The sequence below is a fragment of the Streptomyces sp. NPDC102259 genome, from assembly GCF_044766465.1.
Classification (GTDB): domain Bacteria; phylum Actinomycetota; class Actinomycetes; order Streptomycetales; family Streptomycetaceae; genus Streptomyces.
Map to the genome: position 1 here is coordinate 250,401 of NZ_JBIWMA010000011.1, position 15,998 is coordinate 266,398.

At 71.1% G+C, this 15,998-nt stretch carries 15 protein-coding genes; 7 read left to right on the forward strand and 8 right to left on the reverse strand.

The window, feature by feature from the left end; all coding sequences use genetic code 11:
• The first annotated feature begins 73 nt into the window (after positions 1 to 73).
• From ACIRPU_RS25415 to ACIRPU_RS25425, 3 genes are all read left to right on the forward strand, one after another.
• Positions 74 to 784 carry a VIT family protein gene (locus ACIRPU_RS25415; protein ID WP_385565625.1) on the forward strand — a complete coding sequence of 237 codons (711 nt, stop codon included), beginning with the start codon at positions 74 to 76 and terminating at the stop codon, positions 782 to 784.
• 108 nt (positions 785 to 892) lie between these two features.
• The gene (locus tag ACIRPU_RS25420; RefSeq protein ID WP_403871201.1) at positions 893 to 1,843 is read left to right on the forward strand and encodes a sterol desaturase family protein; all 951 of its coding nucleotides are present in this window, start codon (positions 893 to 895) and stop codon (positions 1,841 to 1,843) included.
• Positions 1,840 to 2,499 carry a lysoplasmalogenase gene (locus tag ACIRPU_RS25425; protein ID WP_403871204.1) on the forward strand — a complete coding sequence of 220 codons (660 nt, stop codon included), beginning with the start codon at positions 1,840 to 1,842 and terminating at the stop codon, positions 2,497 to 2,499. Before ACIRPU_RS25420 ends, ACIRPU_RS25425 begins: the two co-directional genes overlap by 4 nt.
• Before the next feature lie 70 nt (positions 2,500 to 2,569).
• Here the strand turns inward: ACIRPU_RS25425 and ACIRPU_RS25430 are convergent, their stop codons facing one another.
• The 3 genes from ACIRPU_RS25430 to ACIRPU_RS25440 form a co-directional block, all read right to left on the reverse strand.
• Positions 2,570 to 3,526 carry a copper resistance D family protein gene (locus ACIRPU_RS25430; protein WP_403871207.1) on the reverse strand — a complete coding sequence of 319 codons (957 nt, stop codon included), beginning with the start codon at positions 3,524 to 3,526 and terminating at the stop codon, positions 2,570 to 2,572.
• A 94-nt stretch (positions 3,527 to 3,620) separates the two neighbouring features.
• A complete protein-coding gene (locus ACIRPU_RS25435; RefSeq protein WP_403871210.1) occupies positions 3,621 to 5,048 on the reverse strand; it encodes a CoA transferase in 1,428 nt (475 codons plus the stop codon).
• 132 nt (positions 5,049 to 5,180) lie between these two features.
• Positions 5,181 to 6,710: a S8 family serine peptidase gene (locus tag ACIRPU_RS25440; protein WP_403871213.1), complete on the reverse strand. Its 1,530-nt coding sequence runs from the start codon at positions 6,708 to 6,710 to the stop codon at positions 5,181 to 5,183.
• Positions 6,711 to 7,024: 314 nt separating this feature from the next.
• Here ACIRPU_RS25440 and ACIRPU_RS25445 point away from each other — a divergent pair, with 314 nt between their 5' ends.
• The 3 genes from ACIRPU_RS25445 (at position 7,025) to moaA (ending at position 10,162) form a co-directional block, all read left to right on the forward strand.
• The gene (locus ACIRPU_RS25445) at positions 7,025 to 7,381 is read left to right on the forward strand and encodes a DUF485 domain-containing protein (protein ID WP_355703939.1); all 357 of its coding nucleotides are present in this window, start codon (positions 7,025 to 7,027) and stop codon (positions 7,379 to 7,381) included.
• Complete coding sequence (locus ACIRPU_RS25450; protein ID WP_403871216.1) at positions 7,378 to 9,003, forward strand: cation acetate symporter; 1,626 nt, start codon at positions 7,378 to 7,380, stop codon at positions 9,001 to 9,003. Before ACIRPU_RS25445 ends, ACIRPU_RS25450 begins: the two co-directional genes overlap by 4 nt.
• Positions 9,004 to 9,172: 169 nt before the next feature.
• On the forward strand, positions 9,173 to 10,162 hold the full coding sequence (gene moaA, locus ACIRPU_RS25455; protein ID WP_403871219.1) for a GTP 3',8-cyclase MoaA: 990 nt from the start codon (positions 9,173 to 9,175) through the stop codon (positions 10,160 to 10,162).
• Here moaA and ACIRPU_RS25460 read toward each other — a convergent pair.
• Entirely contained in the window at positions 10,159 to 10,377 is a 219-nt protein-coding gene (locus ACIRPU_RS25460; RefSeq protein ID WP_054239261.1) for a hypothetical protein, read from the reverse strand. The two genes, moaA and ACIRPU_RS25460, sit on opposite strands and share 4 nt — an antisense overlap.
• Before the next feature lie 197 nt (positions 10,378 to 10,574).
• On the reverse strand, positions 10,575 to 10,982 hold the full coding sequence (locus tag ACIRPU_RS25465; protein WP_403871223.1) for a DUF3099 domain-containing protein: 408 nt from the start codon (positions 10,980 to 10,982) through the stop codon (positions 10,575 to 10,577).
• 247 nt (positions 10,983 to 11,229) lie between these two features.
• Here ACIRPU_RS25465 and ACIRPU_RS25470 point away from each other — a divergent pair, with 247 nt between their 5' ends.
• On the forward strand, positions 11,230 to 11,508 hold the full coding sequence (locus tag ACIRPU_RS25470) for a GlsB/YeaQ/YmgE family stress response membrane protein (protein ID WP_062649882.1): 279 nt from the start codon (positions 11,230 to 11,232) through the stop codon (positions 11,506 to 11,508).
• Between the two features lie 183 nt (positions 11,509 to 11,691).
• Here ACIRPU_RS25470 and tyrS read toward each other — a convergent pair whose 3' ends face one another.
• The 3 genes from tyrS to ACIRPU_RS25485 all read right to left on the reverse strand — a co-directional run bounded on the left by tyrS (position 11,692) and on the right by ACIRPU_RS25485 (position 15,951).
• Entirely contained in the window at positions 11,692 to 12,960 is a 1,269-nt protein-coding gene (tyrS, locus tag ACIRPU_RS25475) for a tyrosine--tRNA ligase (protein ID WP_403871226.1), read from the reverse strand.
• Positions 12,961 to 13,027: 67 nt separating this feature from the next.
• Positions 13,028 to 14,431 carry a metallopeptidase TldD-related protein gene (locus tag ACIRPU_RS25480; protein ID WP_403871229.1) on the reverse strand — a complete coding sequence of 468 codons (1,404 nt, stop codon included), beginning with the start codon at positions 14,429 to 14,431 and terminating at the stop codon, positions 13,028 to 13,030.
• Positions 14,428 to 15,951 (reverse strand): TldD/PmbA family protein, encoded by a 1,524-nt coding sequence (locus tag ACIRPU_RS25485; protein WP_355703945.1) that lies wholly within the window; start codon positions 15,949 to 15,951, stop codon positions 14,428 to 14,430. The genes ACIRPU_RS25480 and ACIRPU_RS25485 overlap by 4 nt, the downstream gene beginning before the upstream one ends.
• Positions 15,952 to 15,998: the final 47 nt, after the last annotated feature.

Below are 15,998 nucleotides of genomic sequence, written 5' to 3' on the forward strand. Positions count from 1 at the left end.
GTCCCGTGTCCGCTCCCGCGACGACGAGCGTCGGTGCGGGGCAGGCGCCTCCCGGGGTGCCATCCTCCGTCCTGTGACGGAACCCACCCATGCCGAGGCCCACGGAGGCTCGCTCGGATCGCGGCTCAACTGGCTGCGCGCCGCGGTCCTCGGCGCCAACGACGGCATCGTCTCCACCGCCGGCCTCGTCGTCGGCGTGGCCGGTGCGACGGACGACCGCTCGGCCCTGCTGACGGCCGGCCTCGCCGGTCTGCTCGCCGGGTCGATGTCCATGGCGGCGGGGGAGTACGTCTCCGTGTCGACCCAACGGGACTCCGAGAAGGCCGCCCTCGCGCTCGAGCGGCGGGAACTGCGCGAGCAGCCGGAGGCCGAGCTGGCGGAGCTGACCGAGCTGCTGGCGGAACGCGGGCTGTCCGCGGAGGTGGCCCACGAGGCCGCCGTCCAGCTCACCGAGCGGGACGCCCTGAAGGCCCACGCGCGCGTGGAGCTCGGCATCGACCCCGACGACCTCACCAACCCCTGGCACGCGGCCTGGGCCAGCTTCCTCGCCTTCACGGCCGGCGCCCTGCTCCCCCTGCTCGCCATCGTGCTGCCCCCGGCGGACTGGCGCCTGTCGGTGACCGTCGCCTCGGTCCTGGCGGCCCTGGCCGGCACCGGATGGAGCAGCGCCCGCCTGGGAGCGGCGGCGCCGGGACGCGCGGTACTGCGCAACGTGGCGGGCGGGGCGCTGGCGATGGGGGTGACGTATCTCCTCGGATCGTTGCTGGGGGCGGCGGGGGTGTGAGCTCGGCGCCGGTTGGTGGAGATCGCCAACAAGCAAGCGCGTACCGTCGGTAATACTTGTGGGTAACAACGTCTAGCCGCAGCCCATCAGCCGTTCTACGGTGCCCACATGCCGAACCTGCCCGATGTCGTGCTGTGGTCGATACCCGCCTTCGTGCTGCTCACCGTGGTCGAGGTGATCAGCGTCCGGCTTCATCCCGACGAGGACGAGGCCGGATACGAGACGAAGGACGCCGCGACGAGCGTCGGCATGGGGCTCGGGAGTCTCGTGTTCGACTTCGTCTGGAAGATCCCGATCGTGGCGATCTACACGGCGATCTACGAGCTGACCCCGCTCCGGGTACCGGTCCTGTGGTGGACGCTCCCGCTGATGCTGCTCGCGCAGGACTTCTTCTACTACTGGTCCCACCGCGGCCACCACGTCATCCGCGTGCTGTGGGCCTGTCACGTCGTCCACCACTCCAGCGAGAAGTTCAACCTCACCACCGCCCTGCGCCAGCCCTGGACCACCCTGACCGTCTGGCCGTTCTACGTCCCGCTCATCGCCCTCGGCGTTCACCCGGCTGCGCTCGCGTTCTGCTCCTCGGTCAACCTCGTCTACCAGTTCTGGATCCACACCGAGCGGATCGACAGGATGCCCCGGTGGTTCGAGTTCGTGTTCAACACGCCCTCCCACCACCGCGTCCACCACGCCTCCCAGGGTGGCTACCTGGACCGCAACTTCGGCGGCATCCTCATCGTCTGGGACCGGCTCTTCGGGTCCTTCGTGCCCGAGGTCGACCGGCCCGTCTACGGGTTGACCAAGAACATCAACACGTTCAACCCGATCAAGGTGGCCACGCACGAGTACCTCGCGATCGCCAAGGACGTGAAGGCGGCACGCGGTTGGCGCGAGCGGACGGGACGCGTGTTCCGCGGGCCGGGCTGGCAACCCGCGTCCGCTCCGGCACCCTCGACCACCGCCACCGCCACCGCCACCGCCACCGCCACCGCCACCGCCACCGCCACCGCCACCGCCACCGGCAATGCCACCGCGGTCGAGAAGACCCCGGCCGCGTGACCCGCTCCCGGGTCCTCCTCGCTCTGTTCGCCCTCGCCGCGGCCGTCGACCTGCTCAGCCTCGCGGTCGGCTCCGACGCCGGGCACACGGTGGCCAAGCCCCTCCTGATGCCCCTCCTCGCCGCCTGGGCGGCCCTGCGCGGCGCGCCCCGGCTCCTGGTCGCCGCCCTTCTGTGCGGCTGGGGCGGCGACACCCTGCTGCTGTTCGACGCCGACCCCGCCTTCCTTGCCGGCATGGCGTCCTTCGCCGCCGGTCACCTCTGCTACCTGGCGCTGTTCGCCCGCGTCGGCCGGCCCCACGCGCGCGGCGCCCTTCTCGCCCCCTGCTACGCCGCCGCCCTGATCGCCACCGTCGTCCTGCTGTGGCCGGACCTCCCCGCGGACCTGCGCCTCCCGGTCGCCGTCTACAGCACCCTGCTCACGGCCATGGCGTACTCCGCGACCACCCGGCTCGGCCCGGTCGCCGGTGCCGGCGGAGCGCTGTTCCTGCTCTCCGACACCCTCATAGCCACCGGCGTCGCCGACTGGCCCCAGCTCCCGCGACCCGACCTGTGGATCATGCTCACCTATATCGCCGCACAGGTCCTGCTGGTCCTCGGCGCGACACGTCGCAGCCGTCCGACGGTCGACCCGCGGCCGTTGATTCTCAACTCCTGAGCTCAACCATTGATTCTCAACCGTTGATCCTCAAGGCCCTGATCAGGCCCTGATCCTCAAGTCCTGATCATCAACCCTTGATCGGCAGCGGCAACGTCGTCAACAGCCCCGACACCGCGACCACCACCCCCAGCGCGACGATCTCCACGCGCGCGGGGGAGCAGGCGGCCAGCGGGTCGGGGGCCCGGCGCAACCGTGTCCGCGCCCACAGGGCGAGCAGGGCGACCGCGCCCACGACAAGCACCTTGGCGAGCAGCACGCGCCCGTACGCCGTCGTCGTCAGCTGGTCGAGCACCCTCTCCGAAGGCATCCGGCGCAGCGAACTGCACAGCCCGGTCGCGGTGATCCCGGCGAACAGGACGGCCGCCACGCGCGCGTAGAGCCCGAGCAGCGCGGCGCCCGCCTCGGTGTCGTCCCATCGCCGCAGGGTGCGGAGCACGTTCAGCAGTCCGCCCGCCCACAGCGCCGAGCACGTCAGATGCACCACCGTCAGCCCGGACCCGATCATCGGCATGGACTCGGTGGGCGGGTGCGCGCGCAGCGCCTCCGCCAGGACCACCGCCGCGAGCGGCCATGCCTGACGGTTCGGTCGGCGGGTGAGCGCGCACAGTCCCGCCACGGCGAACGCGATCGCCTCCAGCAGCGAGAGAACGCCGCTCCGCGAGCCATGGCCGTGCGGCGCCAGCTCACCGACGGTCGCCGCGGCCGCGAACCCCACGACCGCCGCGTAGGGCGCCCAGCTGACCGGTCGGCCGGGCGGGGCGTCGGGCACCCCTCGGGCGAGACCGGCCGCGAACACCTCGCCCACCTGCACGCACAGCGCCGCGAACAGCAGCGTCCGCAGCAGTGCGACCACGCCGGAGTCCGCGGTCGCGGCCGTCCCGGTGCCGTGCGCGGCGACGGAGGGCCCGAGCAGCGGGATCAGGGCCGCGAGCCCCACCAGGACGAGCAGCGTCACCGCCCGGCCGGGGCCGGGGGCGGTACGGCGTATGGACTCGGTTGCGTCGGTCGGTCGTATGAGAGCCATGCCAGGATCTTCACCATTCCCGGCAAAACAGGGCAACTCATCGTGAACCGACCGGGGGTGTGGGACCGGTGCGGGATCGGGGTCGTCTGGGGGCTCAGAGCCAGCGCGCCGGATCGGCTCCCCAGGGCCCCGGCGGCCGCGCCCAGTCGCCCGGCCCGCCGTCGAACGACACCGGCGGAAGGGCGTGGCGCAGTCGCCCGAGCGGGCTGTCGGTCTCCGCGAGCCAAGGGCCGGGGCCGGCGCTCCCACCCCCGCTGACCTCCCGGTCCTGCCCCTTGGTCATCCCTTTGCCCTCCCCTTCGTCCATCCGGACGCCCTCGCTCGCCCAGGCTCCGTCGGTGAGCCACGCCGCGGTCCGGGCCAGCGCCAGCCGTACGAACCGGCTGCCGCCGTCGTGCGACTGCTCGGTCAGCGCCCGCAGCACGGCCGCCGCCAGCAGATAGCCGGTGCCGTGGTCGAGGGCCTGGGCGGGCAGGGCGCCCGGCCGCTCGGCGGAGCCCTCGACGCTCGCGATGCCGGTGGCCACCTGGACCAGGCTGTCGAAGCCGCGCCGCCCGCCCCACGGCCCGTACGCGCCCCACGCCGACACCTGCGCCACGACCAGCCCGGGCCGACGCTCGGCCAGTGCCTCGGGGGAGAGTCCGAACCGGTCCAGGGCGCCCGGCCGGTAGCCGGTGACCACGACGTCCGCCGCCGCGAGCAACTCCTCGAAGGCGCGCCGGTCCGCCGTGAGGTCCAGCAGCGCGGAGCGCTTGCCGAAGCCCGTGTCGGCGTGCTGGTCGGGCAGCTCGGGCAGGCGGGGCGCGTCGACCCGCAGGACGTCCGCGCCCAGCAGGGCGAGCGTGCGGGTGGCGACCGGCCCGGCCAGGACCCGGGTCAGATCCAGGACGCGCAGTCCGGCGGCGGGCAGCAGCGGGCCGTCCTCCAGCGGTGCGAACGCACGCGCGCGTGCCCCGTCCGAGCGACCCCGCTCCACCAGGGGGCGAGCGGCGATCAGGGTCGCCTGCTCCTGCGCCGCCCACTCCTCGGGCGTGCGCGACGCGACGGCCAGGCCTCCGGCCGCGTACACCGCCTCCTCCACGTCCAGGGCGGAGCGCTCCGCGAGCGACGCCTCGACGACGGCCGGGTCGGCGCCCTCCGGCAGCCGGAGCGCCTTGAGCAACCGCTCGCGGTGGTGCGGGTAGTTGGCGTGGGTGCGCACCCATCCGTCGGCCGTCCGCCAGAACCGGGACAGCGGGGCGAAGAGGACCGGCGCCCGCCCGTCGACCAGCAGCCGCCGCTCGCTGACGAACGCGGTGGCGACCGCCCCGTCGTCCACCCGCACCCGGGGCGCCTCCGGGCGGCCGGCCCGTCGCGCCCCCAGTTCGGCGCCCGCCAGCGCGCACACGCCCACGCAGGCGCGCGCCAGCTCCCGTACGGGAAGGCGCGCCTGCAGGACGTCCTCCCGGACGACGGCCGACACGCGCGGGAGGAGGGCGGGATCGCCGCCCAGCTCCGACCAGGCGAACGTGATTCCAGTCATGACTGTACTATGCATTATTGATGCAATCAACATATGTTGCCGTGCGTCACGGCATGCGGCACGGCATGCGTCACCGCGCGCACGAAGGGCCGGGCGGATGTCCGCCCGGCCCTCGCGTCGTCCTTCGGACGGCTACTTCACGGCACGCAGCGCGTTCACGACGCCGAAGCCGAAGAAGCCGTTGAGGCGCTTGCCGCCCACGCAGGTCGCGTCCACGACACCGTCACCGTTGCCGTCGTACGGCTCGGTCGGGCACGCCGTGCTGTCGGCCTGGAGCTTGAGCAGCGCCTGGAGCTGGGCCGGGGTCGCGTACGGGTGGGTCGACTTCAGCAGCGCGGCCACACCGGCGACGTGCGGCGACGCCATCGAGGTGCCCTGGAGGAAGCCGTACGTGTTGTTCGGCAGCGTCGACAGGATGCGGCCGTTGGCGGACGGGGTGTCCGGGATCTGGTACTTGTCGCCACCCGGAGCCGCAACGTCGATCGCACCGAGACCGTAGGTGGAGTAGTACGACTTGGTGCCCTTGACGCCCGTCGCGCTCACCGTGACGACACCCGGCAGCTGGGTCGGGACGTCGAAGCACTCGTGCGGGTCGATGGTCCGCTCCACCGGCGTGGCGTCGTCCGGGCTGGAGGCGTCGACCAGGGAGTCGGAGTCCAGGTCGTGGTTGGAGTTGCCCGCCGAGGCGACGTTGAGCGTGCCCTTCTTCTGGGCGTACAGCTGGGCCCTGTTGACCGCGTCGACTATCGCCTTCTGGTCGGGGTCGTCCATGCAGTTGTACAGCCACGGGTCGACGTAGTAGCTGTTGTTCGTGACCTCGACGCCGTGGTCGGCGGCGAACACGAAGGCGCAGACGACGTTCTCCGGGTAGAAGAGGCCGTCCTTGGGGTCGCTCACCTTGATGCCGGCGACCTTCACGCCGGGCGCGACACCCGCCACGCCTATGCCGTTGCGGGCCGCGGCGATCTCACCCGCGACATGGGTGCCGTGGTAGTCGTCCGCCGTGTAGGGGCGCCAGGCGCCCTCGCTGGTGTCCGCGACGCCGCCGACGCAGTTCGCCGACTGGGACGCGGAGAAGTTCGGCGCGAGGTCCGGGTGGGTGTCGTCGACGCCGGTGTCGATCACGGCGACCGTCACCTTCTTGCTGCCCGGGTTGATCCCGGCGGCCTTGTCGGCGCCGATCGCGCGCAGGTCCCACTGGTCGGCCTCGAGCGGCTCGCTCTGGCCCGCCGCGTCGGACGCCTTCTCGATCTTCGCGGCCTCCGCCTTGGAGAGGACCTGTGCCGCCCCCTCGTCGGTGGTCCCCGCGGCGGTCAGCGGCGCGGTACGGGTCGCACCCGCCGACTGCACGCCGCGCACCGCGCGTATGTGGGGACCGAAGTCGGGGTTCGCCGAATGGACGACGATCACGCCGATCTTCTCGTACGCCGCGACGACGGTGCCGCCAGCCGCGGCGATCGCCTTCTTCACCGACCCGATCGTGCGGTGGTCCACCTTCGTGTTGACGACGTACGCCAGGGTTCCGGCATCGGCCGTCTGGGTGGCGGAGGTCGTGACGGGCGCCGCGGAGGCCGCCGTCGGCAGGAAGCCGAGGGAGGCGGTCAGCGACAGCACGACGGGCACCGCGAGCGCGAGGCGGCGTCTGGAAGGCAGATGAGCCATGGGGTCTCCACATCATCCGGAAACGGGACCTGACCCAAGCGCAGGTGCTGCTTGGGCAGGTACATGACGGGTGGTGCTGGTCCCGAAGCTATCTCCCTGACTCACCGGCCAGCAATGATTTCCAGGCGGCGAGTTTGCCGACCCATGACCTGACGCTGCCCTGACTCGTTGGTCATGACCTGCCCGAGGCCGCTTCGACAAACCCGCCCGACGCGTTGAACCCGTCCTCGTGCGGCGCCGTGACCTTGGGCAGGGAGCGAGAGGACACTCGCCTCCTTTCGCCGTCCGACCCGCATCCGCAACGAGGAGACTTCGTGGCCACCGAGACACCGCCCCCCTCGAAATCCCCAGCCCAACTCCCGTCCACCGAGGAGTTCGTCGCGGTGCAGGAGAGCGCGGAGTTCGGTGAACTGCGCAGCTCCTACCGCAACTTCGCCTTCCCGCTGACCGTCGCCTTCATCGCCTGGTACCTGCTGTACGTCCTGCTGTCCAGCTACGCGGGCGACTTCATGGGCACCAAGCTCTTCGGCAACTTCAACGTGGCCATGGCCCTAGGCCTCGCCCAGTTCCTCACCACCTTCCTCATCGCCTGGTGGTACGCGCGGACCGCCGCCGCGCGGTTCGACCCCAAGGCCGAGGCCATCAAGTCCCGGATGGAGGGCGGAGCATGAGCCCCGCACAGCACACCCTGCTCGCCGCGGGAGAGGCCAGCGAGCACCGCACGCTGATCATCATCCTGTTCTCGGTGTTCGTAGCCGCGACCCTCGTCATCACCGTCTGGGCCGGCCGCCAGACCAAGGACGCCGCCGACTTCTACGCCGGCGGCCGCCAGTTCACCGGCTTCCAGAACGGCCTCGCCGTCTCCGGCGACTACATGTCCGCCGCGTCCTTCCTCGGCATCGCGGGCGCCATCGCCCTCTTCGGCTACGACGGCTTCCTGTACTCCATCGGCTTCCTGGTCGCCTGGCTGGTCGCCCTGCTCCTGGTCGCCGAGCCGCTGCGCAACTCCGGCCGCTACACGATGGGCGACGTCCTGGCGTACCGCATGCGCCAGCGGCCCGTCCGCACGGCGGCCGGCACCTCCACCATCGTGGTGTCGATCTTCTACCTGCTGGCCCAGATGGCCGGCGCGGGCGTCCTGGTCTCCCTGCTGCTGGGCATCACCAGCGACAGCGGCAAGATCGGCATCGTCGCGCTGGTCGGCCTGCTGATGATCGTCTACGTGACGATCGGCGGCATGAAGGGCACCACCTGGGTCCAGATGGTCAAGGCGGTCCTGCTCATCGCCGGCGCCCTCCTGCTCACCTTCCTGGTCCTGCTGAAGTTCGACTTCAACCTCTCCGACCTGCTCGGCTCGGCTGCCGACAACAGCGGCAAGGGCGCGGCCTTCCTGGAGCCCGGCCTGAAGTACGGCGCCACCGGCACCACCAAACTGGACTTCATCTCCCTGGGCATCGCCCTGGTCCTGGGCACCGCGGGCCTGCCGCACATCCTGATCCGCTTCTACACCGTGCCCACCGCCAAGGCCGCCCGTAAGTCGGTCCTCTGGGCCATCGGCCTGATCGGCGCCTTCTACCTGATGACCCTCGCCCTCGGCTTCGGCGCCGCCGCGCTGATCAAGCCGGACGAGATCACCGCCTCCAACAAGGCGGGCAACACGGCCGCACCCCTGCTGGCGCTCCACCTGGGCGGAGTGGACTCCAGCTGGGGCGCGATCCTGCTGGCCACCATCTCGGCCGTCGCCTTCGCCACCATCCTCGCGGTCGTCGCGGGACTCACCCTGGCGTCGTCCTCGTCCTTCGCCCACGACATCTACGCCAACGTGATCAAGAGGGGCACCGCCACCGAGAAGCAGGAGATCAACGCGGCCCGCTACGCCACCGTGGGCATCGGCGCCGTCTCCATCCTCCTGGGCGCCCTCGCCCGCGACCTGAACGTCGCCGGCCTGGTCGCCCTCGCCTTCGCGGTCGCCGCCTCCGCCAACCTCCCCACGATCCTCTACAGCCTCTTCTGGAAGCGGTTCACCACCTCCGGAGCCCTGTGGTCGATCTACGGCGGCCTGGTCACCGCGGTCGGACTGGTGCTGTTCTCGCCGGTCGTCTCGGGCAAGCCCACCTCGATGTTCCCGGACGTCGACTTCCACTGGTTCCCGCTGGAGAACCCGGGCATCGTCTCGATCCCGGTCGGTTTCCTGCTGGGCGTCGTAGGCACCCTGCTGTCGAAGGAGGAGCCGGACAAGGCCAAGTACGCCGAGCTGGAGGTCCGCTCCCTGACCGGCACCGGAGCCCACTGAGCAAGCCCTGACCACGCGCTCCCCGCGGCCGCGTCGTAGATCCCTACGACGCGGCCGCGTCCCGCCTCCCGGGATCTCGTGTGATCGGGTACCGCCGTTGTCACCGGTGTCACGTAGGCTCGCAAGTGACGGAGAAGAACACGGGATCGCTACGAGGGAGGGGGCCCACGTGCTCATCGACACCTATGGCCGGGTGGCCACCGACCTGAGGGTCTCGCTGACCGACCGGTGCAACCTGCGCTGTACGTACTGCATGCCCGAGGAGGGCCTGCAGTGGCTGGCCAAGCCCGACCTCCTGGACGACGACGAGATCGTCCGCCTGATCGGCATAGCGGTCTCGACTCTCGGCATCGAGGAAGTCCGCTTCACGGGGGGCGAGCCCCTGCTGCGCCCGGGCCTGGTCGGCATCGTCGAGCGGGTCGCGGCCCTGACGCCCCGCCCCCAGATGTCCCTCACGACGAACGGCATCGGTCTGCGCCGCACCGCCACCGCCCTGAAGGCGGCGGGCCTGGACCGGGTCAACGTCTCCCTCGACACCCTGCGACCCGACGTCTTCAAGACCCTCACCCGCCGGGACCGGCACAAGGACGTCCTCGAAGGCCTCGAAGCCGCCCGCGAGGCGGGTCTGACGCCGGTGAAGGTCAACTCGGTCCTGATGCCCGGCCTGAACGAGGACGAGGCGCCGGACCTCCTCTCCTGGGCCGTCGAGCACGACTACGAGCTGCGTTTCATCGAGCAGATGCCCCTGGACGCCCAGCACGGCTGGAAGCGCGACGGCATGGTCACGGCCGGGGACATCCTGGCCTCCCTGCGCACCCGCTTCGACCTCACCGCCGAGGGCGAGGGGGAGCGCGGCTCCGCCCCGGCCGAACGCTGGCTGGTGGACGGCGGCCCGCACCGGGTGGGCGTGATCGCCTCCGTCACCCGCCCGTTCTGCGCCGCCTGCGACCGCACCCGTCTCACGGCCGACGGGCAGGTCCGCACCTGCCTCTTCGCCCGCGAGGAGACAGACCTGCGGGCGGCCCTGCGCTCCGACGCCCCCGACGAGGAGATAGCCCGTATCTGGCGGCTGGCGATGTGGGGCAAGAAGGCGGGCTCGGGCCTTGACGACCCGACCTTCCTCCAGCCGGACCGGCCGATGTCGGCGATCGGCGGCTAGGAAGCTTCCGGGGACTCCCACTCGGTCAGCAGGACGACGTCCTTGAGGAAGCCCCGGACGCCGAGGAACTGCGACAGATGCTCCCGGTGCTCCTCACACGCGAGCCACGTCTTGCGCCGCTCCGGCGTATGCAGCTTCGGGTTGTTCCACGCCAGCACCCACACCGCGTCGACACGGCAGCCCTTGGCCGAACAGATCGGGGTCTCGTCACTCACAGATTTGTCTCACCACACGCACACAAAGGCGACGCCGAGCAGCCACGGGGGGAGCTGCCCGGCGTCGGTCCGTCGCTCCGACGGGGGATGCGGAGCGCGTACGAAGTATGTCACGGCCCATGGCGCCCTCGGCACTGGAACAACATGATTGATCTGAGCTTTTCCTGAGCTTGCCGCACAGCCTGTTCATGGTCTGTTCACGGCTGAGGCTCGGCCGGATCGGGCGCCGGCTCCTTCCGGAGAGATTCCGCGAAGCCCTCCTCTTCCGGGACGGAGCCCACGGATTCACCCTCGGCGCGCGGCGGCGCGATCATGGTTCGCACCGGCACGGTCAGGAAGGTGGAGGGAAGCGAAGGCACGTTCTCCCGGCCCGCGTTGGCGATCACCACCGAGATGTAGGGGAGTACCACTCCCAGGACCAATGCGACGACAGCCACGTGCCGTTCCACGTTCCACAGCGTCGCCGCGAGGATCACCGACAGCGTACGGATCGACATCGAGATGATGTAGCGCCGTTGCCGGCCTCGCACGTCGTCCTGGAGTCCCTGGCGCGCACCGGTGATCCGGAACACCTGGAGGTTGCCGCCGCCACCCTGCTTCCGCATCACATTCCACCGTCCGCCCGCATCGGCCTTGCGCCCGGCCCCTCTTTGGCCCGCACCCGATCGGGGAGCCGGGCCCGGACACCGTCCACGTTACGCCGCGACTGCGCCGCCTTCGAGACCGGGTCGCCCACCGCCCGGGCGAACGTTCTGCGCCCTCCCGCGTATGGCCGCACCCGACATGCGCCGTACGGCGGGCGGACCGAGACTTGGGGGCAATGCTCACGTAGAGCCGTACAAGGAGGCAGCCATGGGCTGGTTGTGGGCCATCATCGTGGGATTCGTGCTGGGCCTGATCGCGAAGGCGATCCTCCCGGGGAAGCAGCACAGTCCGCTCTGGCTGACCACCATTTTCGGCATGCTGGGCGCGATCGTGGGCAACGCGATCGCCCGCGCGGCAGGGGTCGAGGAGACGTCCGGCATCGACTGGAGCCGCCACCTGTTCCAGCTGATCGCCGCGATCATCATCGTGGCCCTGGGCGACATGCTCTACATGGCGACGCTGGGCAAGCGCAAGCAGAGGACGTGACCGACGCGCCAGGGCGCGGGGAACTGCCCGACAAGCCACGACGAAAGCCGCGGCCGGCAGAAACCCGCACCCCTACGGCGCATCCCGTCCGCGCAACCCGCAGAGCGGAAGCGCGGCACTCGGACAGCGCGGCACTCGGACAGCGCGGCACTCGGACAGCGCGGCACTCGGACAGCGCGGCACTCAGACGTCGACGACCTCGACGGCGGCCAGGTTCTTCTTCCCGCGCCGCAGCACCAGCCACCGCCCGTGGATGAGCTCCTCCCGCGTCGGAACGGCGTCCTCCGCGGTGACCTTGACGTTGTTCACGTAGGCCCCGCCCTCCTTCACGGTCCGCCGCGCGGCGGACTTGCTGGCCACCAGACCGACCTCGGCGAACAGGTCCACGACCGGTCCGAGCTCGGTGACCTGGATGTGCGGCACCTCGGAGAGGGCCGCGGCCAGCGTCCGGTCGTCGAGGTCGCCGAGCTCGCCCTGGCCGAAGAGGGCCTTGGACGCGGCGACCACGGCGGCCGTCTGGTCGGCGCCGTGCACCAGCGTCGTCAGCTCCTCGGCAAGCGCGCGCTGAGCGGCCCGGGCCTGCGGACGCTCCTCGGTCTGCCGCTCCAGCTCCTCGATCTCGGCGTGGGACCTGAAGCTGAAGATGCGCAGGAACTTCGACACGTCCCGGTCGTCCGCGTTCAGCCAGAACTGGTAGAAGGCGTACGGCGTGGTCATCTCGGGGTCGAGCCAGATCGTGCCGGACTCCGTCTTGCCGAACTTGGTGCCGTCGGCCTTGGTGATCAGCGGGGTGGCCAGCGCGTGCACGACGGCGTCGGACTCCACCCGGTGGATCAGGTCGGTGCCCGAAGTGAGGTTGCCCCACTGGTCGCTGCCGCCGGTCTGGAGCGTGCAGCCGTGCCGCCGGAACAGCTCCAGGAAGTCCATGCCCTGGAGGATCTGGTAGCTGAACTCGGTGTAGCCGATGCCCGCGTCGGAGTTGAGCCGCCGGGAGACGGCCTCCTTGGCGATCATCTTGTTGACGCGGAAGTGCTTGCCGACGTCCCGCAGGAACTCGATGGCCGACAGGCCCTGCGTCCAGTCCAGGTTGTTGACCATGACCGCCGCGTTCGGGCCCTCGAAGTCGAGCAGCGGCGCGATCTGCGCGCGCAGCCGCTCGACCCACTGGGCGACGACCTCGGGCGCGTTCAGCGTCCGCTCCGCGGTGGGCTTCGGGTCGCCGATCAGCCCGGTGGCGCCCCCGACCAGACCCAGCGGACGGTTGCCCGCCTGCTGGATCCTGCGCATCGTCAGGATCTGCACGAGGTTGCCGAGGTGCAGGCTGGGCGCGGTCGGGTCGAAGCCGCAATAGAACGTGACGGGACCGTCCGCGAACGCCTTGCGCAATGCGTCCTCGTCAGTGGAGAGGGCGATCAGCCCGCGCCACTGCAGTTCGTCGACGATGTCCGTCACGGTTCTCGTATCTCCTTGATGATCTTCAGGCTGTGTCCGGGCGGTCGAGCGACCACCGGCTACGAGGTTATACGCCCTGACTGACAGAGCTCATATTGAAGTCCGGCACCCTCAGCGCGGGCATCGCAGCCCTAGTGAACCAGTCGCTCCACTCCCGGGGCAGCGTCTTTTCCGTGCGCCCCGCCTCCGTCGCCCGCCCCAGCAGGCCGACCGGCGACTCGTTGAAGCGGAAGTTGTTCACCTCGCCGACGACCTCGCCGTTCTCCACCAGGTAGACGCCGTCCCGGGTCAGACCGGTGAGGAGCAGCGTCGCCGGGTCGACCTCGCGGATGTACCACAGGCAGGTCAGCAGCAGCCCGCGGCCGGTGCTCGCGACCATCTCCTCCAGGGAGCGGTCCTCGCCGCCGTCCAGGATCAGGTTGTCGGCCCCGGGAGCCACCGGCAGGCCGGTCAGGGAGGCGCTGTGCCGGGTGGTCGTCAGATGCTTCAGCTCGCCCGCGCCGACCCACTCGGTGGGCCGCACGGGCAGGCCGTTGTCGAAGACCGACGAGTCGCCCCCGGAGGAGTGCGCGATGACGAACGGCGGCGCCTCCAGGCCCGGCTCGTTCGGGTCGCTGCGCAGGGTCAGCGGCAGGTCGGACAGCTTCTCCCCGAGCCGGGTGCCGCCGCCGGGCTTCGAGAACACCGTCCGGCCCTCGGTCGCGTCCCGGCCGGACGCCGACCACAGCTGGTAGATCATCAGGTCGGCCACCGCGGTCGGCGGCAGCAGCGTCTCGTACCGCCCGGCGGGCAGCTCGATCCGCCGCTCCGCCCAGCCCAGCCGGACGGCCAGCTCGGCGTCGAGCGCCGCGGGGTCGACGTCCTTGAAGTCCCGGGTCGAGCGGCCGGCCCATGCCGAGCGGGTCCGGTCCGGGGACTTGGCGTTGAGCTCCAGCGTCCCGTTCGGCTGGTCGTGCCGCAGTCGCAGTCCGGTCGACGTGCCCAGGTACGTCGAGACGAGCTCGTGGTTGGCGAACCCGTACAGCTCACGACCGCCCGCCCGCGCGCGTGCGAACGCCTCGCCCAGGGCGGGCGCGAAGTCGGCGAACACCGCCGACGAGGTCTCCGCGGGCGCCTCGGTGAACTCGGGGGACGGGGCCACGCCGCTGACCAGCGGCTGCGCGTCCTCGGCGGGGCCGGCGCCGCGCGCGGCGGCCTCGGCGGCCCGTACGAGGGACTCCAGCTCGTCCGCGGTGACGGCGGCCCGCGAGACGACACCGGAGGCGGTGCCCTCCCTGCCGTCGACCGTGGCGATCACGGTGAGCGTGCGCCCGCGCGTGACGCCGTTGGTCGTGAGCGCGTTGCCGGCCCAGCGCAGGTTCGCCGACGACTGTTCGTCGGCGATCACGACACAGCCGTCGGCCCGCGACAGCTCGAGGGCACGCTCGACGATCTCGTGCGGCTGCCGCGCCTTCTTGGTGCCCGCGCTCATCGACCGGCCTCCTGCGTGGTGTTGAGGATGTTGACGCCCTTGAAGAGGGCCGACGGGCAGCCGTGCGACACCGCCGCGACCTGGCCCGGCTGGGCCTTGCCGCAGTTGAAGGCACCGCCGAGGACGTACGTCTGCGGGCCGCCGACCGCCGCCATCGAGCCCCAGAAGTCGGTGGTCGTCGCCTGGTAGGCCACGTCCCGCAGCTGGCCGGTGATCCGCCCGTTCTCGATCCGGAAGAACCGCTGCCCGGTGAACTGGAAGTTGTAGCGCTGCATGTCGATCGACCAGGACCGGTCGCCGACGACGTAGATGCCCCGGTCGACGCTGCCGATGAGACCCTCGGTCGACATCCCGGCCGGATCCGGCCGCAACGACACGTTGGCCATGCGCTGCACCGGAACATGGTCGGGGGAGTCGGCGAAGGCGCACCCGTTGGACCGCTCGAACCCGGTCAGCTTCGCGATCCGGCGGTCCAGCTGGTAGCCGACGAGCGTGCCGTCCTTCACGAGGTCCCAGGACTGGCCCTCGACGCCCTCGTCGTCGTAGCCGACGGTCGCCAGGCCGTGCTCGGCGGTGCGGTCGCCCGTGACGTTCATCAGGTCCGAGCCGTAGCGCAGCTTGCCGAGCTGGTCGAAGGTGGCGAAGGAGGTGCCCGCGTAGGCGGCCTCGTAGCCGAGGGCCCGGTCCAGCTCGGTGGCGTGGCCGATGGACTCGTGGATGGTCAGCCACAGGTTGGACGGGTCGACGACCAGGTCGTACAACCCCGGCTCGACGCTCGGCGCCCGCATCTTCTCGGCGAGCAGCTCCGGGATCCGCTCGAGCTCCTCGTCCCAGTCCCACCCGGTGCCCGTGAGGTACTCCCAGCCGCGGCCGGCGGGCGGCGCGATCGTGCGCATCGAGTCGAACTCGCCGCTCGACTCGTCGACCGACACCGCGGTCAGCGCCGGGTGCAGCCGCACCCGCTGCTGGGTGGTCACGGTCCCGGCCGTGTCGGCGTAGAACTTGTTCTCGTGGACGGTGAGCAGCGAGGCGTCCACGTGGTTGACGCCGTTCGCCGCCAGCAGCCGCGCGCTCCAGTCCGCGAGCAGCGCCGCCTTCTCCTCGTCCGCGACGGTGAACGGGTCGATCTCGTAGGACGAGATCCACGTCCGGTCGGCGTGCACCGGCTCGTCGGCCAGTTCCACCCGCTCGTCCGAACCGGCGGCCCTGATCACCTGCGCGGACAGCTTGGCCATCGCGACGGCCTGCGAGGCGACCTTGGCCGCGGCGTCCATCGTCAGATCCACGCCGGACGCGAACCCCCACGTCCCGCCGTGCACCACACGCACCGCGTACCCGAGGTCGGTCGTGTCGGACGACCCGGAGGGCTTGGCGTCCCGCAGCCGCCAGGACGCGCTGCGCACCCGCTCGAAGCGGAAGTCCGCGTGCTCCGCCCCCAGCGCACGCGCGCGTGCGAGAGCGGCGTCGGCGAGGGCGCGTAGGGGTAGGGCCGTGAAACTCTCATCGATGCTGTGGGGCACCTACGTCTCTCCCTGGGTCGTCACGTGTGAAGGCCTCGATCATGTCG

What these genes read in the sequence shown, in the direction of transcription:
- ACIRPU_RS25420 (WP_403871201.1), top strand. Translation starts at nt 893, where the DNA reads ATGCCGAACCTGCCCGATGTCGTGCTGTGGTCGATACCCGCCTTCGTG.
- ACIRPU_RS25430 (WP_403871207.1), bottom strand. Translation starts at nt 3,526, where the DNA reads ATGGCTCTCATACGACCGACCGACGCAACCGAGTCCATACGCCGTACC.
- ACIRPU_RS25435 (WP_403871210.1), bottom strand. Translation starts at nt 5,048, where the DNA reads ATGACTGGAATCACGTTCGCCTGGTCGGAGCTGGGCGGCGATCCCGCC.
- ACIRPU_RS25440 (WP_403871213.1), bottom strand. Translation starts at nt 6,710, where the DNA reads ATGGCTCATCTGCCTTCCAGACGCCGCCTCGCGCTCGCGGTGCCCGTC.
- ACIRPU_RS25450 (WP_403871216.1), top strand. Translation starts at nt 7,378, where the DNA reads ATGAGCCCCGCACAGCACACCCTGCTCGCCGCGGGAGAGGCCAGCGAG.
- ACIRPU_RS25465 (WP_403871223.1), bottom strand. Translation starts at nt 10,982, where the DNA reads ATGCGGAAGCAGGGTGGCGGCGGCAACCTCCAGGTGTTCCGGATCACC.
- ACIRPU_RS25470 (WP_062649882.1), top strand. Translation starts at nt 11,230, where the DNA reads ATGGGCTGGTTGTGGGCCATCATCGTGGGATTCGTGCTGGGCCTGATC.
- ACIRPU_RS25480 (WP_403871229.1), bottom strand. Translation starts at nt 14,431, where the DNA reads ATGAGCGCGGGCACCAAGAAGGCGCGGCAGCCGCACGAGATCGTCGAG.